Consider the following 19,872-nt stretch of genomic DNA (forward strand, 5'->3'; position numbering starts at 1 on the left):
ATGGGTCACCGCGTCGTGGTCAACCACGAGGAGCAGTACTCGATCTGGCCGGACGGCCGGGACCTCCCGGACGGCTGGCGCGAGGAGGGCTTCTCCGGCACCAAGGAGGACTGCCTCGCCCACATCGACCGCGTCTGGACCGACCTGCGCCCGCTCAGCGCGAGAAGGGTGTGAGATGTGACCGGATCCGGATCCCGGCGAGCGGCGCCGGAGACCGTACGAGAGGGGCTGGTAATGGTTAGGGAGCGGCTGGCGGCGATGGTGGCCTCGGCCTCCGACGGAGCCGTCACGGCCAAGGAGGCACTGGCCGCCACGGTCCCGCTGTCCGCGCTGGGGGTCACCTCCCTGGCGCAGATGCGGCTGATCGACGCGGTGGAGACCGAGTTCGGGGTGGAGATCGACCTGTCGGGCGACGGGTTCGACCTGCTGGACGACCTCGACGCGCTGGAACGCCACATCAACGAGGCGCTGCGCGCGCATTCCTGAAAGCATTTCCGAACGGGGGAAGCACATGGACATCCGGTTCTCGGGGAGCCGGTCGGAGGCGGCACCGCTGACCTGGGGGCAGCGGGCCATCTGGGACACGATCCGGAAGACGGCGCCGGACGACCACTACTTCAACTTCGGCCGCGTGCTCGCCGTGCCCAGGCGGGCCAGGCCGCTCACCGTGGCGGGGGCCGCCGAGGTCCTTCGCGCGCTGGTGGAACGGCACGAGTCCCTGCGCACCAGGCTGGGCGAGGCGCCACGCGGGAGGACCCTTCGCGCGGGCGGCACCGAACCGTACGGGAAGATCGTCCACACGAGCGGCGCGGAACCGTACGGGAAGGTCGTCCGGACGAGCGGCGCGGAACCGTACGAGCACGACGACGGCGCGGAGCCGTGGCAGGTGCTTGCGACCGGCGGCTCCATCCCGGTCACCGTGTCGGAGGGCGACCCCGAGCGGCTGCGCGACGCGCTGGCGGAGACGGCGTTCGACTACGGGAACGAGTGGCCGCTCAAGGTGGGGCTCGTCGTCGACCGCGACGAGGTCACCCACATCGTGCTCGTCTTCTGCCACCTGGCCGCCGACGGCCTCGGGGCCGAGGTGGCGGTCACGGACCTGCGGCTGCTCCTGCTGCGCGGCTCCGTACCCGGGCCGCCGCCGCCCTCGCCGCTGGAGCTGGCCCGCTGGCAGTGCTCCGAGCAGGGCCTGAAGGTCGCGGCGGTGGCCGCGGAGCACTGGGAGAGCGAGTACCGCCGCATCCCCCCGACCATGTTCGACCGGCGGGCGGGCGTTCCCTCGGACCCGCCGATCTGGCGGGCGCACCTCGTCTCCCGGGCGATGGACCTGGCCGTGCGGCGGGTCGCCGCGCTGAGCGGCGCGAGCACCTCGACCGTCCTGCTGACCGCCGCGTCCGTGCTGGCCGGGAGGGTGACCGGCCACGACCTGAGCGCGATGCTGCCGATCGTGGGCAACCGCTTCCGCGGCGACACCGTCAACGCGGTCACCACGCTCTCCCAGGAGGGCCTGTTCGTGCTGGACCTGCGCGAGGGCGGCTTCACCGAGCTGCTGCGCGCGGCCAAGCCCGCCGCGCTGCGCGCCTACCGGTCCGCCTACCACGACCCGCACGACCGGGACCGGCTCACCGAGCGGGCCGGCCGGGAGCGGGGCGTGCCGATCCACCCGTACTGCTGCTTCAACGACATGCGCTTCACCGACCGGGTGGACGCCTCCCCCGACGAGCGGAGCGTGCGGCGGGCCCTGGCCGAGACGACGCTCACCTGGCCGCTCAGCCAGGATCGGCTCAACTGCCGCTTCTGCCTGCACGTGACCGGCGAGCCCGGCGGGCTGGGCGTCTCGCTCACCGCCGACACCGGCTACCTTCCCCGCCCCGCCATGGAACGCTACCTGCTCGACCTGGAGTCGCTGCTGGTCGAGGCCGCGTTCCGCGAGGCGCTGGAGCCGGTCGGTTGAGCGCCCTTCCCGCGACCTGGACCGGCCGGTCGAGCGTTCTTCTCGCGGCCGGAGCCGGCCGGTCGAGCGCCCTTTCCATGAGCGGAGCCGTTCGGTCGAGCGCTTTTCCCACGGCCGGGCCCCGGGGACCGTACGCCGGAGGTGTCCGATGACGATCCACGCCTACGCCGAGTCGACGTCCTGCGTCCAGGGCGGCGCGCTCCGCTTCCACCTCGCCCGCGCCTCCCGCGCCCCGCTGCGCGGCTCGGTGCTGGTCGAGGACGTGGCCACCAACCTGGCCGTACTCGACGGGGAGTTCACCGGCCCGGTGTGGACGCTCGACGTCTCCCCCGGCTGGCACAGCTCCCTGTACCGCGCGGTCTTCACCGCCGACGAGGAGAGCAGCGAGGTCTACTTCGTCGTACGGGCCGCCCGTCCCGGCTCGCCGATCCTGCTGTCGATCCCGTTCCCGACCTGGCAGGCCTACAACCGGGCGGGCATCCCGGGCGAGTCCATCTACTGGAGCGAGCAGCCGACCCGCGCCTCGCGCGTCTCCTTCGACCGGCCCGGTGGCGGGCCGCCGCCCGAGCGCTGGGAGGAGGGGATGATCCGCTGGCTGGGCCCGGCCGGGTACGACGTCGACTACTGCTCGGCCCTGGACCTGCACGAGGGGCGCGAACTGCTCTCCGGCCACCGGCTGCTCATGGTGAGCGGGCACGACGAGTACTGGTCGGCGGGGATGCGCGACAGCGTCGAGGAGTTCGTCCGCCGGGGCGGCAACCTGGCCGTCTTCTCCGGCAACACCTGCTGGTGGCAGTTCCGGCTGGAGGACGACGGGCGCACCATGGTCTGCTACCGCGACGCGATCGCCGACCCGATGGCCGCCGTGGACCCGGCCCTCACCACGGTCGAGTGGTCCAGCGCGCCGGTGAACCGTCCGGAGAACGGCCTGACCGGCGTCAGCTTCCGGCGCGGCGCCGGGACCTGGGGCCCGTACATGCAGCTCATGCACGAGGAGTCCTACACCGTCCGCTTCCCCGAGCACTGGGTGTTCGAGGGCACCAAGCTGGGCGAGGGCGACACGTTCGGCAAGGGCGCGATCGGCTACGAGACGGACGCCTGCGACTTCGTCGAGGAGGACGGCGTGCCGCTGGCCACCGGGCGTGACGGCACCCCGCCGTCCTTCGTCATCCTGGCCACCGCCGACCTGCGGCACTGGCACCGGTACGGCCAGGGCGGCATGGCCACCATGGGCGTCTTCGGCCTCGGCGCCGGTACGGTCTTCACCGCCTCCACCGTGAACTGGGGGAACACCCTCCACGACCCCGCGGTGGACCGGATCACCCGCAACGTGCTCGACCGGCTGTCGGTGCGCACGGGCGGCTGGGAGACCGTCGGCGGCGCGGACGAGGTCGGCGCGCTGACCGTGTTCGACTCCCTGCTGTACGGCGCCACCTCGGACGGCTCGCTGCTCACCCGCGAGATCTCCGATCAGAACCTGCGCTGGCGCCCCGCGGGCACCGCCCCCGCGCTGGTCGCCCTCGCCACCCCCAGGGAGGCCACCGCGATCCACCCGATCGGCCTGTACGGCCTCACCACCGACGACCGGCTCGTCTTCCGCGACCCCGACCAGGGTTGGGTCACCCTTGCCGACGGCCCTCGCGGCGGGGTCGGCCTGGGCATGGTGAACGGCGAGCTGTTCGCCGCCGCCGCGGAGGGCCTGTGGCTGTTCGACCCGGAGACCTCCACCTGGAGCCTGGTCGAGGCCGCTTCCGGAGCCGGGGCCGTGGCTCTGACCGCCATGAACGGCCGGCTGTACCTGGCGGACGCCGACGGCCGGATCCGCACGCGCCTGCCGGTGGCGACCCCGGCCGGATGGGCCGACCTGTGCGACGCGGGCGGCTGCACCGTGCTGACCGGCCACGCGGGCACCCTGATCGGCACCGCCCCCGGCCGCCCCCTGCTGCGGCGCGCGAACTTCCTGGAGGCGGCTCTCCCGGAGGAGGCGGCGCCCACGCCGTGACCCCGTTTCCCGGGAAGGACGGCGCTCAGGTCTTTCCCGGGAAGGACGGCGCCCACGGCGCGGCGGAGGTCCCGGTGAGCGCCGGGTAGCCCTTGAGCCTGATGTCCGTGGCGAACCTGTCCGTCACCCCGAGCATCGCCCGCAGCAGGAACCGGTGCTTGAGGATCCGGTTCCGCATCCTGATGCGCCGCCACGTCGCCGGGGCGAGGAAGGGACCGGCACTGCCCTTCCCCGCCACCTTGGCGTAGCCGCGGAAGGCCTCCTCGTACCCGCGGAACGCCGTCCGGTGGTCGCCACCGGCCTCCGCCAGCTCCCCGGCCAGCACGTACGCGCCCACGACCGCCAGGCCGGTGCCGAAGCCGCCCAGGGTGTTGCCGTAGGCGGCGTCGCCGAGCAGCACCACCCGGCCCCTGGCGTAGTGGTCCGTCTCGACCCTGCTGATCGAGTCGAGGTGGAGGTCGCGCGCCTCGGGCAGCCTGGCCACGAGCTCGGGAACCCGCCAGCCCATGCCCCGGTAGGCGTCGGCCAGGATGCGCTTGTGCCCCTCCACGTCGTAGCGGTCGTGGTCGAGCCGCTCGGAGGCGAAGACGAAGAACGCGGGCGACTTCGGGCCGCCCAGCGCCACCATCCGGCCGGGCTCGTTGTACATCACGTTGCCCGAGCCGACGCCGAGGTCGGCCAGCGCGTAGTAGTGACCGAGGAAGCGCACGTACCCGGACTCGGGACCGAAGGCCAGCCGCCGCACGTTGGAGTGGATGCCGTCGGCGCCCACCACGAGGTCGAAGGTACGCGGCGCGCCACGCTCGAAGGTGACGTGCACGCCGCCCGCCGTGTCGGTCAGCGAGGTGATGGAGTCGCCGAAGACGTACTCGCAGTCTCCCTCGGTCCTCTCGTGCAGCAGGGCGGCGAGGTCGCCACGGAGGATCTCGACGTCGCCGCCGGTGAACTCGCCGGGCATGACCGCCAGCCGCCTGCCGTCCGCGTCGACGATGACCTGGTCGGTCCCGCCGGTCTGGCACCGCCGCACCTCCGCGAGGATTCCCATCCGCTCCAGCACGACGCGGTGGGTCTCGCCCTTGAAGTCGACGGCTTGGCCGCCGGGACGGAGCGCGGGCGCCCTCTCGACGACGGTGACGGCGTGGCCGGAACGGCTCAGCCAGTAGGCGAGCGCGGGTCCGGCGATGCTCGCACCGGAGATGAGGACCGTGGTGTTCTTCATGCCCGCGAGCCTCGGGGGAAGCGCTGACAACTCACCGACCGTCGGCTGACAGCCGGTCGCCCTCCGCGTCGTCCGCGTCGTCCGCGCCATCCGCGTCGAGTGTCGCGAGCACCTCGTCCCGGCGCATCGCGGCCCCGCGGGCGTACGCCGACGCGAACGCCTCCGCGCCCGCGAGGTCACGGGCGCGGGCGGCGACCTCGGTGACGTCGCGGTCACCGGCCACGGCCGTCCCGCGCAGTGCCACCGCCATACCGAGCAGCAGCGCCGCCCGCGTCCCCGCGCGCGTCACCGTCCCCTCACGCGCCCGCGGCGCCGCCCCTTCGAGCGCCCGCGGCGGGCCTCGGGGAGGTCGCCTTCCAGCCGCGCGATCTCCCCCAGCCCCAGATGCGTCACGGCGGGCACGCCCGGCGCGCCCGCCTTCCCGGCGAGTTCCCCGGCGCGCCGGTGGTCGGCGGCAGCGGCGGCGAGATCGCCCTCGCGCGCCAGCGCCTCGGCCCGGCGCCCCAGTACGTCCGCGGTCTCCTCGACGGCACCGAGTTCCTCCAGCAGCTCGGCCGCCGCCTCTCCCGCGTGACCGCGCCGGCCGCCCAGCCACCAGTACGCCGCCAGCGCGGCGACCAGCCGCAGCCCCGTCTCCCTGTCGTCGCGTACGGCCCGGCGGAGCGCGGCCGTCAGGTTGTCGTGCTCGGCGGACAGCCTGGCCAGCCAGCGGAGTTGTCCGGCCCGGCGCAGGTGGGGGTCGGCGCGCCGGGCCAGGTCGAGGAAGTGGCGGGCGTGGCCGCCGCGCAGGCGGTCCTCCTCGCCCGCCTCGGCCAGCCGTTCCGCGCAGAACACAGCCTGATCGTGTCGAGCATCCGGTAGCGGTCGCCGTCTGCCACGACCAGCGACCTGTCCACCAGGTCGGCGAGCAGCCCGGACGCGTCCTCCACCTCGCAGACCGCCTCGGCCACCTCCAGGGACGCGCCTCCCGCGAACACGGAGAACCACCTGGCCAGCACCTGCTCGCCGGGTGAGAGCAGGTCCCAGCTCCACTCCACCACCGCGCGCAGGGTCCGGTGGCGGGCCGCCGCCGTGGGGTCGCCGCGCGACAGCAGCCGGAACCGGCCGTGCTCCGCCAGTCGCGTGGCGATCTCCTCGGCGGTGAAGGAGCGCAGCCGCGCGGCCGCCGCCCGGTCGGCGAACAGCCGCACGGCCGGACAGGCCAGGGCGGCGGACGGCGAGGCATCCGGCGGCGGGGCCTCCAGCGGTGCCAGCGGCACCAGCGTCTCGCCGGTGATGTCGAGGGGCTCGCGGCCGGTGGCCAGGACGGCCAGCCCGGGACACTCCCCCAGCAGCCTGCGGGCCAGCGTGGCGACGGCGGCGTTCACGTGCTCGCAGTTGTCGAGGACCAGCAGCGGTTCCTGCCCGGCGAGCGCCGCCGCCAGGTGCTCCACGAGGTCGGCAGGGCGCGGCGAATGGAACCCGGGCTCGCGCAACCCGAGCGCACCGAACACCGCCCGCGCCACCTGGTCACCCCCACCGGACGGAACGCGCCCACCGGGGGTGACGGGACCGCCGGGCGAGCCTGGACCACCGGATGAAACGGGACCGTCGAGCGCGGAGAGGTCGACGAAGCACACCTCACGCCGACCGCGTCCGGCCGCCTCGATCGCCAGCCGGGTCTTGCCGGTGCCGCCGGGCCCGATGATCGTGATCAGCCGCGAGTCGCGCAGCAGCGCGTCGATCCGTTCCAGCTCCCGCTCGCGTCCGACGAAGCTGGTGAGCTGGGCCGCGAGCCCCCGCCGTGGCCGCGGCGCGGGCCGCTCGGCGCGCAGGACGGCCAAGTGGATCGCGGCGAGCTCGGGGGAGGGATCGGCGCCGAGCTCCTCGGCGAGCAGCCGCCTGGCCTCCTCGAACACCGCCAGCGCCTCGGCCTGCCGCCCCTCCGCCCGCAGGGCGAGCATCAGCCGGCCTCTGAGCCGCTCCCGCAGCGGATGCGCGGTCACCAACCGCTGCAGCTCCGCCACCGAAGCCGGCGAAGTCGCCGAAGTCGCCGAAGTCGCCGAAGCTGTCGAAGCCGCCGAACCGCCCTCGAGAAGGGCCGACTCCGCCTCCGCGAGATCTTCTGTCGCCGTCAGCCGGAGCTCCTCCAGCCGGGCCGCCCAAGCCTGCCCGAAGGGCAGGTCGGCCAGCGCGGGCCCGCGCCACAGGGCGAGCGCCTCCCGCAGCGAACCGGCGGCGGCCGCGTGGCGCCCCTCCGCCAGCAGCCTCCGCCCCTCACGGGCCAGCCGTTCGAACCGGTGGGCGTCGACGTCGTCGGGGTCGGCCACGAGCCGGTAGCCGGTCCTGTGAAACTCGATCATCTCTCCGGGCAGGCTCCGGCGCAGCCGGGAGACCTGGGCCTGCACCGCGTTGGCGGCACCGGCGGGGGGGATCGTCTCCGTACTGGCCGTCGATCAGGCGCCGCACGCCGACCACCCGGCCCGCGTCGAGCAGCAGCATCACGAGCAGGGCACGCGGCCGGGGCCCGCCCACGGAGATCTCCTCGCCGCCGGGGGACCGCACCTCCAGGGAACCGAGAACGCCGAACCGCATGGCCCCGATTGTCTCCCACATCCCCGCGAAGGGACGGACACCGTACGGCGGTACAAGTCCGTGGTCGCGCGAGACACGAAGATCCGTCGACCGGACCGGAGCAGAGGAGTGAACGAGACCGAACGAGGCGGCCGGTGAGCCGATGCCGGTCGGCACGCCCCCGATCGTGCCGACAGGCGGCGGCGTGCCAATCAGTTCGATCGTTGACAGTTAGAGCTCTAACAATTAGAGTCCTAACCATGGAAGCACCGAACCTCACCGGCACCCTGGGGCTGGCCCGCTGGGTCATGTGGGCCCAGCGGAAGGCCGCCGAGGACTGGATCCGGGACCGCGAGCTCAGCCACGAGCAGAGCTTCGCGCTCGGCTACCTGGTCCAGAACCCCGGCGCGATCCAGCGTGACATCGCGCAGATGACCCGCACGAGCGCGGCGAGCGTCTCGAGCCTGCTGCAGGGGCTGGAGCGCCGCGGCCTCGTCGAGCGCCGCACGGAGGGCGGCAACGAGCGCAGTAAACGCGTCTACGCGACACCGGCCGGCATCGAGCTCATCTCCGGGTTCGACACCGCGATGGCAGCCGCCGACGAGACGATCCTCGCCCCGCTGGACCAGGACGAGCGGGCCACCCTGCACGCCCTGCTCACGAAGATCACCGCGGAACTGCCGCAGCCGACCCGGTCGTGACCGCGAACGCGCGGCCCGTCCGCGCGTTCGGAACACCCCCTCGCCCACGAGGCCGGACCACCGTCACCACGTCACCCGGAGCCCCGGGCTCGACGTCTCTCCCAACGCTCGGCGCCCGCTTGTCCGCGTAACGACGCGCGCCCCGATCCGGACCGTGCCCCCCTCGCCCCGGCAGATGAGCGCGGAGTGCCGGAACGCGCGCGGACCCCGTCCGGCGCCGGCACCACCGGCCGTTCGGCCGTGCCCGGGTCCCGCCCCGCCCTCGCACGCCCCTGAACGACGACGCCGTCGCCGACGGCCCTGTCACCGAGATCCGCGCCGCACACCGCCGCTGACCGGCATCTGACCGGCACCTGACCCAGCCCACGGCCCGCGGCCCGTTCCCGCCACATTCCGGTGGCCTCCCGAACACGCGGTCCTGCCACACATCCAGAACATCCCCTCGCCGCGCCGGCGCCCGCCGTCGCGCGCTCGACCCTGCCCGAAAACTCGAACCCGCCCGGAGAAGGAACAACCATGAGCACCACGAACCCCGGATCCCCCGCGAAGGCCGACGCCGTCGGCACCAACCGCTGGTACCTCTCGACCGCGCCGATCGTCCGCGCCCTCGTGCACCTCTGCGTGCCGATGGCCGCCGCGATGATCGTCGGCGCCGTGTACAACCTCGTCAACGCCGGTTTCGTCGGCTCGCTCCACGACACCGCGCTACTCGCCGCGATCACGTTCGGCACGCCGGTGCTCGGGCTGGTCATGGCGGTGGGCGGCGTGTTCGGCGTCGGCGGCGGCACGCTGATCTCGCGGCTGCTCGGCGCGGCGGAGCACGAGCCCGCGAGGGCCGGTGAGATCAGGCACGTCTCCTCGTTCGCCGTCTGGGGCTCGGTGATCGCCGGGGTCGTGTTCGGCGGCGTCGGGCTGCTCCTGTTGCACCCGCTCGTGTCGTTGCTCGGCGCGGACGCCGCCGCCGTACCCGCGACGAGCGCCTACGTCGCCGTCATGCTCGCCTTCGTTCCCGTGCTCGCCGCGGCGTTCTGCCTTGAGCAGCTCGTACGGGCGGAGGGTGCCGCGCGCCAGGTGATGATCGGGGTCATCGCGTCCGCGGTCGCGAACGTCGTGTTGGACGTCCTGTTCATCCTCGTGCTGGGCTGGGGCGTCGCCGGCGCGGCGCTGTCGATGGGCCTCGCGAACCTCGGCGTCGTCACCTACTTCGCCGTCTGGCTGCGGCGGAACAGTGAGCACATGAGCCTCGCGCCGCGCTGGTTCACGCTCTCGCCCGCCGTGTTGAGGCCCGTCTTCGGCGTGGGCGTCGGCGAGCTGTTCCAGGCCTCCTTCCTGATCCTCACCACACTGGTGCTCAACAACCTCGCGGTCGCCTACGGCGACGGCGCGCTCGCGGCCATGGGCGTCGCGGTCCGCATCGCGCAGGTGCCGGAGTTCCTGGTGATGGGCGTAACGATCGGCGTGCTGCCGCTCCTCGCCTACTCGTACGGCAAGGGGGACCGCGGCCGTCTCACGTCGGCGCTGCGCGCGTCCGCGATCACGGTGGGCGGCATCGTCCTGATCTTCTCGACGACGGTGTTCGTGTTCCGCGAGCAGGTGTTCTCCGCGTTCTCGGCGGACCACTCGGTCCTCGCGATCGGCGTCACGGTCCTCACCGCGCAGCTCGTGGCGATGATCGTGAACGGGTTCGCGGGCCTCGTCACGTCGCTGTTCCAGGCGGCGGGGCGGTCGGCGGCGGCGATCGTGATGTCGGTGTCGCACGGCGTCCTGTTCATCCCGATCGTGCTCCTCGGCGACCTCTGGTTCGGGCTGACCGGCATCATCTGGGCGCTGACCGTCACCGAGGGCATCGTGTTCCTCGTCGGTGTCGCGATGTGGCTCGCGTCCCGCCGCGCGATCGACCGCGGCCTCGCCGAGGGCAGCCCGGAGCGCGCCGAGGAGGCGCTTGAGCAGGTGGAGGCCTGAATCCCCTGCCCCCGACGCCGTCCGGCTCCCGCCGGGCGGCGTCTCCGCGCGCGGCGCGTTCTCGGCCCGCTCCTCGTGGACGCGGACGCCGACGACGAACCCGGGCGCGGCCCGTCCGTGACACTCTTCGGCCGCCCGCCGAAACGGTCGGCGGTGGTCAGCCGGCCAGCGGCACCCGCAGCTGCTCACGGTGCGCCCGGTTCACGGCCATCAGCCCGTCGAGCGCGTCGCGGGTGCGGATGAGGTCGCCGATGTGCGCGGAGAGCCGGTCGCGCTCCTGTGCCATCCGTTCCAGGGCCGCGTCGGAGTTCTCCGCGCTGGGCGACTCGGTGCACGGGAGCAGTTCGGCGATGGTGCGGCTGGACAGACCCGCGGTGTACAGGCTCTGGATGAACGCGACCCGCTCGACCTCGTCGTCCGTGTAGTGCCGCTGCCCACTGGAGCTGCGGGTGCTGGTGAGCAGCCCCTGCTCCTCGTAGTAGCGCAGCGACCGGACACTGACCCCGGTCCGTGACGCGAGCTCACCGATGCGCACGCCGTCCTCCCACTGTGATCCGCGACACAACGCTTGCCTCTGACATGGATGTGAGCTTTTAGCGTACTCGCCATACCCGCGATCCGGGATCGACGACCACGGAGGACGACATGGCAACCCTTTTCGACAGCTACCGGCTCGGCGACCTGACGCTGCCCAACCGGATGGTGATGGCCCCGATGACGCGAGTCCGGGCCGCCGCCGGCGGGCTGGCGACGCCGTCGATGGCGACGTACTACGCCCAGCGCGCGACGGCCGGGCTGATCGTCTCCGAGGGCGTGCAGCCGAGCCTGGTCGGGCAGTCCAACCCGGGCACGCCGGGACTGCACACCGACGAGCAGGTCTCCGCGTGGCGCCCGGTGACCGCCGCCGTGCACTCCAGCGGCGGGCGGATCTTCGCCCAGCTCATGCACGGCGGACGGGTCTCCCATCCCGCCACCACCGGCGCGCGGCCGGTCGGGCCCTCGGCGGTCCCGGCCGTCGGCGAGGTGTTCACGCCGTCCGGGCCCCGGCCCGCGCCGACACCGCGCGCCCTGGACACCGCCGAGGTGCCCGAGCACGCCGAGTCCTACGGCCGGGCCGCCCGCCGGGCCGTCGAGGCCGGCTTCGACGGCGTGGAACTGCACGGCGCGAACGGCTACCTGATCTCGCAGTTCCTCTCCTCGAACGCCAACCTGCGCACCGACCGCTACGGAGGCTCGGTGGCCAACCGGATCCGGTTCGCCGTCGAGGCGGTGTCCACGACCGTCGAAGCCGTCGGCGGGGCCAGGACCGGGATCCGCCTCTCCCCGGGCGGGACGTTCTGGGGTGTTCGGGAGACCGACGTCCCGGAGCTGTACGCCGCGCTGCTGGCCGAGCTGGTCCACCTCGACCTGGCCTACGTCCACCTTGAGGCCACCGCCGACGAGGACGTGCTGATCGGGCTGCGCCGCGCGTGGCCGGGCACCCTCGTCCTGAACCCGGTCATGCCGATGGGCCCGAAGCAGACCGGACGGGCCGAGGCCGACCACTGGCTCGGGCTGGGCGCCGACCTCATCAGCTTCGGCCGCGGGTTCCTCGCCAACCCCGACCTGGTCGAGCGGCTGCGTACCGGCCTCCCCGTCGCCCCCGTCGACGAGGCGACGTACTACCAGGGTGGCGACGCGGGCTACCTCACCTACCCGGCGTACCGGCACACCGCCTGATATTGGGTGGCCTTCCCCATCCGGCCGGGCCCATCCTGTCGGCCATGGAAGAACCGAAGCACGGGATCCGGGCGGTCCACGGCGCGTCCACGATCACCGTCTACCAGGCCTACGCTCCGGAGATCGGTCTCCCCGCCGCTCGTCTCGGCCGTTTCCCGGCCACCTGGAAACGAGACCGGATGACGTGGGTCAAGCCGTCGTTCCTGTGGATGATGTACCGCTGCGGCTGGGGCACCAAGGAGAGGCAGGAGACCGTCCTGGCCATCGAGATCACCCGCGAGGGGTTCGAATGGGCCCTGCGCCACGCGTGCCTGTCGCACTACAAGCCCGGCCTTCACCCCGACCGGGCCACCTGGAAGCGACAACTGAGACACGCGCCGTCCCGGGTGCAGTGGGACCCCGAACGCGACCTCCACCTGCGCCCGCTCCCCCACCGCTCACTGCAACTCGGCCTCTCGGGCGTGGGCGCGCGCCGGTACGCGGACGAGTGGACGGTCGCCGTCACCGACGTCACCCCGCTGGCCCGCGAGATCCACGCACTCCTGCGCGAGGGCGAGCCGGACGCCGCGACCCGGCTGCTGCCCGAGGAGCGTCCCTACCCCGCCGGGGACGAACTTCTGGCCCGCCTGCGCGCGTAGGCGGTTCCAGGTAAACACGACGGCGTGGCAGGCATCGGACCACCGGCTGATCCGTACCGCGCCGGGGGCCGGGGCCGTACGAGGTCAGATGGACACCGGGCCGTAGAGGGCGGCAGGGGCGCCGGTGGTCAGGGCCCAGTAGCGGTCGCCGTAGGACCAGTGCCACCACTCGGTGGGGTAGTTGACCAGTCCGGCCGCGTCGAGGGCGACGCCGAGGAGCTTGCGATTGTGGCGGGCCTCCGGCGACAGGCCGGGGGCGTCGGTGTAGCAGGCGCCGTCGCTCTCCTCGGGGGTGGCGTTGAGCCGGGTGCCCATGTCGAGCTCGGTCCCGTCCTCGGTGGCCAGGGTCAGGTCGACCGCCGCTCCCGCGGTGTGCGGGGCGATCTCGACGGGCGACACGTAGCGGCTCGCCGCGGCGCGCAGCTCCGCCGGTGGCATGTCCGGATGCAGCGCCCGAAGCTCCGCCGAGTAGCCGTCGAAGATCTTCTTCTGGGTCGCCAACGGGCGGTACCCCTCCACGACGAGCAGCCGGTATCCATCGGGAAGCTGCGACTGCGCCTCCTCCAGGCGGGTCAGCAGCCCGAGCCTGAGGTGGGCGAAGGCCCCCTCGGGGTCGGCGAGCCGGTCGTCCGTCCGCAGCCGTCCTCGCACGTCGACCAGCCGCTCCCCCGACTCCTCGACGGGGATCGCGGCGACTCGGGCATCGGAGATCAGGACGATGTCAGGCATGGTGGCAATTCTTCCTCAAGAGCCACGGTGCGCAGACCTCGCCCACGGGGAACGGGAGTACCGGGCCGTACCCGTTCCCGGAGACGGCCCGGCCTCCGCGCGGGACGTCGGGCCGCGCCCGTGCCCGCACCCCATCACGGCCTTTGCGCGGAACGTCAGACCGTGTCCGAGAACACCTGCTCGCGGGCCTGGTGCAGCGCCGACACCAGGGCGCCGCGCAGTACCGGGTTCCCCCTGACCCGCGAGACCACGACCTTGGGCTGGCTCGGGCAGACCCGGGCCACCGCGTCCTGCACCCTGGTGGCGAGCGCCTCGCCCCCGGCCCTGCCGACGTCGCCGCTGAGCACGATGAGTCCGGGGTCCAGGACCACCGCGACGGCGGCGACGCCGACGGCCAGCCGTCCGGCCAGCTCGTCCAGGAACGCCTCGGCGCCCTCCTCGACGGCCGTACGGACGAGATCTCCCACGGAACCGGCGTCGGAGAGGGCCCCCGAGGCGACTCCGGAACCGATGCCGTGGGCGTTCGCGAGCCCGGTCACGGCGTCGCCGCCGACCAGGCGCTGGAACGAGCCCGACTGGGGCTCGCCCACCTCGGTGGGAAGCGGCTCGCCGGGGACGGGCAGCCAGCCGATCTCGCCCGCGCCGCCGGTGAAGCCGCGGTGCAGCCGCCCGCCCAGCATGACGCCGAGCCCCTGCCCGACCCCCGCCCAGACGAGCACGAAGTCGTCGACGCCCAGCGCGGCACCGTACGCGCGCTCGGCCAGCGCGGCGAGGTTCACGTCGTTCTCTATCGTCACCGGGACGCCGAGGTCGCGGCGGAGCTCGGCGAGCACGCCGTTGTGCCAGGAGGGCAGGTCGAAGGAGAAGCGCACGTCACCGGTGCAGGGGTCGACGACGCCCCGGGTGCCGATCACGAAGGCGCGCAGCCGGTCGACGCCGATGCCCGCCGACTCGCACGCCTGGCCGACCGCGTCGCGCACCAGCCGTACCGGGTCGTCGTGGTCGCTGGGGTCGGCGGAGACCTCGGCGACGATGGTGCCGGTGATGTCGGCGACCCCGGCGCTGATCCGGTCGGGCAGCACGTCGAGCCCGACCACGTACGCGCAGGAGGGCACCACCCCGTAGAGCGCGGCGTTGGGGCCGCGCCCGCCCGCCTGCTCGCCGACCACCGTGACGAGGTCGCGCTCCTCCAGCCTGGAGAGCAGCTGCCCCGCGGTCACCTTGGAGAGCCCGGTATGTTCTCCCAGCTCAGCCCGGGTGAGAGGGCCGCTGGACAGTAGGAGTTCCAGCGCCGCGCGATCGTTGAGCTGGCGCAGCAGCCGGGGGGTCCCCGGGCGTGTGGGCAAGGTCGTCCTCCCCGTCACGATCCGCTAACGATCGTTTCTTTTAAGAAAGTTTCTTGTTAGTTTAACCCTAGTCAGCCCGCAGGCAAGCGATCGGAACCGCGGGTTGCGGTAGTTCCGACCGCTCCCAGTGAGTGCAGAGGGTCGCGGGGGACCCCGGCCATAAAAGAGCGCAAACCCTGGCGAAAGCCTGAAAGGGAGAACTCCAGTGAAGTTCGCGAGAATCGCCACCACGACGGCCACCACCGCCGCCCTCGCCCTGGGGCTCGCCGCGTGTGGAAGCAGCGAGCCGACACCGGCCGCCGACAACCAGGCGTCGGCGCCGGCCGCGTCCGGTCCCAAGTTCGCAGGTCAGACGCTGACCGTCTGGCGCCTCGGCGCCCCGGACGAGAAGCAGAACAAGCTGATGGCCGACCTGAACGCCAAGTTCAAGGAGACCACCGGCGCCGACGTCAAGCTCCAGTGGGTGCCCTGGCCCGACGCGCAGGCCAAGTGGACCGCGGCGCTCGCCGGCGGCGAGGGCCCCGACGTCACCGAGTTCGGCAACGACCAGGTGGCCGCGTGGGTCGCGCAGGAGGCGCTGACCGACATCACCGACGTCGTCAAGGCCACTCCCGACTTCCAGCAGATCCCGCAGAACCTGTGGGGCTACGAGACGGTGGACGGCAAGATCTACGCCGCCCCGTGGGGCGGCGGCACCCGCGCCGTCCTCTACCGCAAGGACTGGTTCGAGGACCTGAAGATCGAGGTGCCCAAGACCTGGGAGGACCTCGTCGCGGCGGGCAAGAAGATCGTCGCCGAGAAGGGCAAGGACGTCGACGGCTTCGCCTTCAACGGCGGCTCCGACGCCAACATGTCGCTGTCGCCGTTCGTCTGGTCGGCCGGTGGCGACTTCGCCGCCTTCGAGGGCGGCAAGTGGACCGGCAAGCTGACGGAGCCCGGCTTCAAGGAGGGCTTCCAGTACTACACCGACCTGGTGACCAAGCACGGCGTCTCGCGCAAGTCCGCCCTCACCCAGAACTCGGTGGACATCGCGACCCGCTTCGCCAACGGCAAGGTCGGCATGTACGTGACCGGTGGCTGGGACATCACCACCATCAAGGAGCAGAGCGGCGGCAAGATCGACGACGCGAAGATGGCCTTCTTCTCGCTCCCGGCCAAGGACGGCAGCGGCCCGGCCCCGGCCTTCCAGGGCGGCAACGACATCGCCATCTGGAAGGACACCAAGAACGTCGAGCTGTCCGCCGAGTACGTCAGGCTCGCGGCCGGCAAGGAGTTCGGCACCCGCTACGCCAAGGAGGGCGGCCTGCTCCCGCTCTACCCGGAGGCTCTGACCGAGTACGCCTCCGACCCGGTGCAGGCGCCGTTCGCCGAGACCTTCAAGGTCGCCAAGGGCTTCCCGAACGACACCAACTGGGCCGAGGCGAACGACACCAAGGCGGTCCTGCAGAGCGCGGCCCGCTCGGTCATCGAGGGCAAGAAGGACGTCGACACCGCGCTGGCCGACGCCAACAAGGAACTCGAAGAGATCCTGAACCAGTAACCATGGCCAACACCTCAACCATCGCCCGGGACGGGGGCACCCCCTCCGTCCCGGCGCGGGGGCCCCGAGGCGCCACGCCCCCGCGCAGGTCCGGCGGAATGCCCGCCTGGGTCGTCCCCTACGCGCTGCTCGTCCCCGGCCTGCTCGTCATCGCCGGCCTGCTGCTCTACCCGCTGTACCAGATGGTCGTCATGTCCTTCCAGAACGTGGGACTGCGACAGATCCGGGGAGTGCCGGCCGAATCCGTCGGCTTCGAGAACTACCAGAAGCTCGTCGAGTCCGAGCTGTTCTGGACCTCACTCCGCAACACCGTCGTCTTCGCCGTCGTCACGGTGGCGGGCACCCTGATCCTCGGCACGCTGGTCGGCCTGCTCCTGCACAAGCTGGGCAAGAAGATGTCGACCTTCCTCATCATCGGCATCATGGCCGCCTGGGCCACCCCGCAGATCGCCACCGCGATCATCTGGCGCTGGCTGTTCGACGCGGAGGCCGGCGTCATCAACTGGCTGCTGAACGCGCTGCCCGACTGGTTCTCCTCGCTGCTGTTCGGCCGCTCCGACTGGACCGGCGAGCCGTGGCTGAACGACGCGTTCACCATCTACGTCGTGCTGATCATCGCGGTGGTCTGGGCGTCGTTCCCGTTCATCGCGGTCTCGATCCTGGCCGGGCTGAAGAGCATCTCCCAGGAGCTGTACGAGGCCGCCAGGGTGGACGGCGCCTCCGCGTGGCGGATCTTCTGGAAGATCACCTTCCCGCTGCTGAAGCCGGTCTTCGCGGTGCTGACGGTGCTCTCGGTGATCTGGGACTTCAAGGTCTTCACCCAGCTGTTCGTGCTGGCGGGCGGCACGTCCAACCGGGAGGCGTTCAACCTGTCGCTGTTCGCCTTCACCCAGGCCTTCAGCGCGCCTCCCAAGATGGGCATGGGCGCGGCCATCGCGGTGGTGCTGACGCTGATCCTGCTCGTCATCACCTTCTTCTACGTCCGCCAGATCGTGAAGACGGAGGACGTGCGATGACCACCTACGACACGCGGGCACCTCGGGGAAACCCCAGGAGGCGCAAGCTGCTCGGCAGGATCGGCCTGAACACCACGGCCGTCGTGGTGTTCCTGTTCGCGGTGTTCCCCGTCTACTGGATGGTGTCCACGGCCTTCAAGAGCCGCGAGCAGATCTTCACGACGGACTTCATCCCGTTCCCGACCGACCCCACGCTCGAACACGTGAAGCGGGTCTTCACCGAGGGCATCGCGGGCCACTCCATCTGGCAGTACCTGCTCAACAGCTCCGTGGTGGCACTCGGCACCGTGCTCATCGGCGCGGTGTTCTCCCTGCTGGCGGCGACCGCGGTGGCCCGCTTCCGCTTCCGCGGGCGCACCTCGTTCCTGATCCTGCTGCTCATCGTGCAGATGGTCCCCGGCGAGGCGCTGCTCATCCCGCTGTTCCTGATGCTCAGGCGGGCCGGGCTGTACGACCAGCTCCTCGGCCTCGTCGTGGTGAACGTCGCCATGACGCTGCCGTTCGCCATCTGGATGCTGCGCACCTTCGTCGCGGCGGTGCCCAAGGAGCTGGAGGAGGCCGCCTGGATCGACGGGGCCAGCCGGTTCGCCACCTTCTGGAAGGTGCTCTTCCCGCTGGTGGCCCCCGGGCTGGTGGCGACCAGCATCTTCTCGTTCATCACCGCGTGGAACGAGTTCGTGTTCGCGCTGACGCTCATCAGCGACCAGGGCAACTACACGATGCCCGTGGCTCTGCGCTACTTCGTCAGCCAGCGGTCGGTCGACTGGGGCGCCATCATGGCCGCCTCCACCTTGATGACCATCCCGGTCATCGTCTTCTTCCTTCTGGTGCAGCGGCGGATGGTCTCCGGGCTCGTCGCGGGTGCCGTCAAGGGCTGATCCCATTGGTGCTGGTACGGCACCGCACCCACAAGGCGCGGGCCGTACCAGCCCTGTCCTGTTTTCTCTGTTTACATCCATGTCCGACACCCCCCTACATCTCAGGTAAGGAATACCTACCGCCATGTCTGAGTTCATCGCGGATCGCGGCGATCAGGGGCTGCGTCGTCTCGCGGCCGGCACGCTGCTCGCCGCGTTCCAGGGCACCGAGGCACCCGAGTGGGTCCTGCGGGAGCTGGAGAACGGTCTCGGCGGCGTCACGCTCTTCGGCTTCAACGTCGCCGACGCCGCCCAGCTGTCCGCTCTCACCTCCCGCCTGCGCGAGGCCGCCGATCCGGTCATATCGCTGGACGAGGAGGGGGGTGACGTCACCCGGCTCGCCTACCACGTCGGCAGCCCGTATCCCGGCAACGCCGCCCTCGGCGCCGTGGACGACGTCGAGCTCACCCGGCGGGTCTACCGGTCCATCGGCGACGACCTGGCCCGCTGCGGCGTCAACCTGGACATGGCCCCGTCCGCGGACGTCAACACCGCCGACGACAACCCGGTGATCGGCACCCGCTCCTTCGGGGCGGAGAGCGCGCTCGTGGCCCGGCACACCGTCGCCGCGGTCCACGGCCTGCAGTCGGCGGGGGTGGCCGCCTGCGTCAAGCACTTCCCCGGCCACGGCGCGACCCGGCAGGACTCCCACCTGGAGGTCCCGCTCGTCGACGCCTCCGTGGAGCTGCTGCGCGAGCGCGAGCTGGTGCCCTTCCGCGCCGCGATCGAGGCCGGGACCAGGTCCATCATGACCGCGCACGTCCGCGTGCCCGCCGTCACCGGCGCGTTTCCCGCGACGCTCTCCCCCGCGGCCCTGACCGGCCTGCTCCGCGGCGAGATGGGGTACGAGGGTGTGGTCATCACCGACGCCCTCGACATGAAGGCGGTCACCGCCGCCTACGGCCTCGCCGGCGGTTCGGTGCTCTCCCTGGCCGCCGGAGCCGACCTGCTCTGCCTGGGCCCGATCCCCACCGAGGACGACGTCCGCCGCATCGTGGACGAGATCGTCGCGGCCGTCCACGACGGACGGCTGCCCGCGGCCCGCCTGGAGGCGGCGGCCGAGCGGGTCGCCGCCCTGCGCGCCTGGTTCGGCACGCCCCGCACCGGCGAGGCCGAGCGGGACGTGATCGGCCTCACCGCGGCCCGCCGCGCGGTCAGCCTCACCGGCTCGGCGGCTCCCCTGGTCAATCCGCTGGTGGTCGAGGTGGACACCCCGCCGACCATCGCGGTCGGCGACGTGCCGTGGGGCTTCACGCCGCTGCTGCCGCAGGCGGAGGTGCTGCGGGTCAAGCCGGAGGCGGCCGACGTGCCGGACATCCTGGCGCGCGCCTCGGGCCGCTCCCTGATCGTCGTCGTCAAGGACGCCCACCGCTACCAGGCCAGCCAGTCGGTGGTCTCCGCGCTGCTGGCCGCCCGTCCGGACGCCACGGTGGTCGAGATGGGCCTGCCGATCTGGCGCCCGGAGGGGGTCACCTACCTGGCCACCTACGGCGCCGCCCGCGCCAACGCCCAGGCCGCCGCCGAACTCCTCGGCGTCTGACGACACCGGCCACTCCCCGCACCGACACGGCCCGCC

The 19,872-nt window shown here is 72.3% G+C and carries 18 protein-coding genes; 12 read left to right on the forward strand and 6 right to left on the reverse strand.

The window, feature by feature from the left end; translation table 11 throughout:
• From ACFYWM_RS11380 to ACFYWM_RS11395, 4 genes are all read left to right on the forward strand, one after another.
• The gene (locus ACFYWM_RS11380) at nucleotides 1-174 is read left to right on the forward strand and encodes an MbtH family protein (RefSeq protein WP_389912255.1); all 174 of its coding nucleotides are present in this window, start codon (nucleotides 1-3) and stop codon (nucleotides 172-174) included.
• 60 nt (nucleotides 175-234) lie between these two features.
• Nucleotides 235-486 (forward strand): acyl carrier protein, encoded by a 252-nt coding sequence (locus ACFYWM_RS11385; RefSeq protein ID WP_389912257.1) that lies wholly within the window; start codon nucleotides 235-237, stop codon nucleotides 484-486.
• A 25-nt stretch (nucleotides 487-511) separates the two neighbouring features.
• Entirely contained in the window at nucleotides 512-1,954 is a 1,443-nt protein-coding gene (locus ACFYWM_RS11390; RefSeq protein ID WP_389912260.1) for a hypothetical protein, read from the forward strand.
• A gap of 148 nt (nucleotides 1,955-2,102) precedes the next feature.
• Entirely contained in the window at nucleotides 2,103-3,956 is a 1,854-nt protein-coding gene (locus ACFYWM_RS11395) for a N,N-dimethylformamidase beta subunit family domain-containing protein (protein ID WP_389912263.1), read from the forward strand.
• Between the two features lie 25 nt (nucleotides 3,957-3,981).
• Here the strand turns inward: ACFYWM_RS11395 and ACFYWM_RS11400 are convergent, their stop codons facing one another.
• From ACFYWM_RS11400 to ACFYWM_RS11410, 3 genes are all read right to left on the reverse strand, one after another.
• Nucleotides 3,982-5,175, reverse strand: coding sequence for an FAD-dependent monooxygenase (locus ACFYWM_RS11400; RefSeq protein WP_389912266.1), 1,194 nt, complete (start codon nucleotides 5,173-5,175; stop codon nucleotides 3,982-3,984).
• A 31-nt stretch (nucleotides 5,176-5,206) separates the two neighbouring features.
• The gene (locus ACFYWM_RS11405) at nucleotides 5,207-5,464 is read right to left on the reverse strand and encodes a hypothetical protein (RefSeq protein ID WP_389912269.1); all 258 of its coding nucleotides are present in this window, start codon (nucleotides 5,462-5,464) and stop codon (nucleotides 5,207-5,209) included.
• 382 nt (nucleotides 5,465-5,846) lie between these two features.
• Nucleotides 5,847-7,517 (reverse strand): BTAD domain-containing putative transcriptional regulator, encoded by a 1,671-nt coding sequence (locus ACFYWM_RS11410; RefSeq protein ID WP_389912273.1) that lies wholly within the window; start codon nucleotides 7,515-7,517, stop codon nucleotides 5,847-5,849.
• Between the two features lie 471 nt (nucleotides 7,518-7,988).
• Here ACFYWM_RS11410 and ACFYWM_RS11415 point away from each other — a divergent pair, with 471 nt between their 5' ends.
• Entirely contained in the window at nucleotides 7,989-8,429 is a 441-nt protein-coding gene (locus tag ACFYWM_RS11415) for a MarR family winged helix-turn-helix transcriptional regulator (protein WP_389912276.1), read from the forward strand.
• A gap of 516 nt (nucleotides 8,430-8,945) precedes the next feature.
• Nucleotides 8,946-10,391, forward strand: coding sequence for an MATE family efflux transporter (locus ACFYWM_RS11420; protein ID WP_389912279.1), 1,446 nt, complete (start codon nucleotides 8,946-8,948; stop codon nucleotides 10,389-10,391).
• 157 nt (nucleotides 10,392-10,548) lie between these two features.
• On the opposite strand, the gene ACFYWM_RS11425 is transcribed toward ACFYWM_RS11420, so the two are convergent.
• Nucleotides 10,549-10,926 carry a MerR family transcriptional regulator gene (locus ACFYWM_RS11425; protein WP_389912282.1) on the reverse strand — a complete coding sequence of 126 codons (378 nt, stop codon included), beginning with the start codon at nucleotides 10,924-10,926 and terminating at the stop codon, nucleotides 10,549-10,551.
• A 110-nt stretch (nucleotides 10,927-11,036) separates the two neighbouring features.
• On the opposite strand from ACFYWM_RS11425, the gene ACFYWM_RS11430 reads away from it, so the two are divergent.
• Both ACFYWM_RS11430 and ACFYWM_RS11435 read left to right on the forward strand, forming a co-directional pair.
• Complete coding sequence (locus ACFYWM_RS11430) at nucleotides 11,037-12,110, forward strand: alkene reductase (RefSeq protein WP_389912285.1); 1,074 nt, start codon at nucleotides 11,037-11,039, stop codon at nucleotides 12,108-12,110.
• A gap of 44 nt (nucleotides 12,111-12,154) precedes the next feature.
• Nucleotides 12,155-12,748: a DUF4291 domain-containing protein gene (locus ACFYWM_RS11435; RefSeq protein WP_389912289.1), complete on the forward strand. Its 594-nt coding sequence runs from the start codon at nucleotides 12,155-12,157 to the stop codon at nucleotides 12,746-12,748.
• Nucleotides 12,749-12,832: 84 nt separating this feature from the next.
• Here the strand turns inward: ACFYWM_RS11435 and ACFYWM_RS11440 are convergent, their stop codons facing one another.
• The gene (locus ACFYWM_RS11440) at nucleotides 12,833-13,477 is read right to left on the reverse strand and encodes a M15 family metallopeptidase (protein ID WP_389912291.1); all 645 of its coding nucleotides are present in this window, start codon (nucleotides 13,475-13,477) and stop codon (nucleotides 12,833-12,835) included.
• Nucleotides 13,478-13,632: 155 nt separating this feature from the next.
• Entirely contained in the window at nucleotides 13,633-14,823 is a 1,191-nt protein-coding gene (locus tag ACFYWM_RS11445; RefSeq protein WP_389912293.1) for an ROK family protein, read from the reverse strand.
• A 205-nt stretch (nucleotides 14,824-15,028) separates the two neighbouring features.
• Between ACFYWM_RS11445 and ACFYWM_RS11450 the strand changes: the two genes are divergently transcribed.
• From ACFYWM_RS11450 to ACFYWM_RS11465, 4 genes are all read left to right on the forward strand, one after another.
• Nucleotides 15,029-16,363, forward strand: coding sequence for a sugar ABC transporter substrate-binding protein (locus ACFYWM_RS11450; protein ID WP_389912296.1), 1,335 nt, complete (start codon nucleotides 15,029-15,031; stop codon nucleotides 16,361-16,363).
• Nucleotides 16,364-16,365: 2 nt separating this feature from the next.
• Nucleotides 16,366-17,379 carry a carbohydrate ABC transporter permease gene (locus tag ACFYWM_RS11455; RefSeq protein ID WP_389912299.1) on the forward strand — a complete coding sequence of 338 codons (1,014 nt, stop codon included), beginning with the start codon at nucleotides 16,366-16,368 and terminating at the stop codon, nucleotides 17,377-17,379.
• Nucleotides 17,376-18,257: a carbohydrate ABC transporter permease gene (locus ACFYWM_RS11460; protein WP_389912302.1), complete on the forward strand. Its 882-nt coding sequence runs from the start codon at nucleotides 17,376-17,378 to the stop codon at nucleotides 18,255-18,257. Before ACFYWM_RS11455 ends, ACFYWM_RS11460 begins: the two co-directional genes overlap by 4 nt.
• 124 nt (nucleotides 18,258-18,381) lie before the next feature.
• Nucleotides 18,382-19,836 carry a glycoside hydrolase family 3 protein gene (locus ACFYWM_RS11465; protein ID WP_389912304.1) on the forward strand — a complete coding sequence of 485 codons (1,455 nt, stop codon included), beginning with the start codon at nucleotides 18,382-18,384 and terminating at the stop codon, nucleotides 19,834-19,836.
• Nucleotides 19,837-19,872 lie beyond the last annotated feature (36 nt).

It is taken from the genome of Streptosporangium sp. NPDC002721 (genome assembly GCF_042888905.1).
In the GTDB taxonomy this organism is placed as follows: Bacteria; Actinomycetota; Actinomycetes; order Streptosporangiales; family Streptosporangiaceae; genus Streptosporangium.

Coding starts and splice junctions, on each gene's coding strand:
- ACFYWM_RS11380 (WP_389912255.1), top strand. CDS start 1: ATGGGTCACCGCGTCGTGGTCAACCACGAGGAGCAGTACTCGATCTGG.
- ACFYWM_RS11460 (WP_389912302.1), top strand. CDS start 17,376: ATGACCACCTACGACACGCGGGCACCTCGGGGAAACCCCAGGAGGCGC.
- ACFYWM_RS11415 (WP_389912276.1), top strand. CDS start 7,989: ATGGAAGCACCGAACCTCACCGGCACCCTGGGGCTGGCCCGCTGGGTC.
- ACFYWM_RS11390 (WP_389912260.1), top strand. CDS start 512: ATGGACATCCGGTTCTCGGGGAGCCGGTCGGAGGCGGCACCGCTGACC.
- ACFYWM_RS11420 (WP_389912279.1), top strand. CDS start 8,946: ATGAGCACCACGAACCCCGGATCCCCCGCGAAGGCCGACGCCGTCGGC.
- ACFYWM_RS11465 (WP_389912304.1), top strand. CDS start 18,382: ATGTCTGAGTTCATCGCGGATCGCGGCGATCAGGGGCTGCGTCGTCTC.
- ACFYWM_RS11410 (WP_389912273.1), bottom strand. CDS start 7,517: ATGATCGAGTTTCACAGGACCGGCTACCGGCTCGTGGCCGACCCCGAC.
- ACFYWM_RS11430 (WP_389912285.1), top strand. CDS start 11,037: ATGGCAACCCTTTTCGACAGCTACCGGCTCGGCGACCTGACGCTGCCC.
- ACFYWM_RS11385 (WP_389912257.1), top strand. CDS start 235: ATGGTTAGGGAGCGGCTGGCGGCGATGGTGGCCTCGGCCTCCGACGGA.
- ACFYWM_RS11455 (WP_389912299.1), top strand. CDS start 16,366: ATGGCCAACACCTCAACCATCGCCCGGGACGGGGGCACCCCCTCCGTC.
- ACFYWM_RS11435 (WP_389912289.1), top strand. CDS start 12,155: ATGGAAGAACCGAAGCACGGGATCCGGGCGGTCCACGGCGCGTCCACG.
- ACFYWM_RS11400 (WP_389912266.1), bottom strand. CDS start 5,175: ATGAAGAACACCACGGTCCTCATCTCCGGTGCGAGCATCGCCGGACCC.
- ACFYWM_RS11395 (WP_389912263.1), top strand. CDS start 2,103: ATGACGATCCACGCCTACGCCGAGTCGACGTCCTGCGTCCAGGGCGGC.
- ACFYWM_RS11440 (WP_389912291.1), bottom strand. CDS start 13,477: ATGCCTGACATCGTCCTGATCTCCGATGCCCGAGTCGCCGCGATCCCC.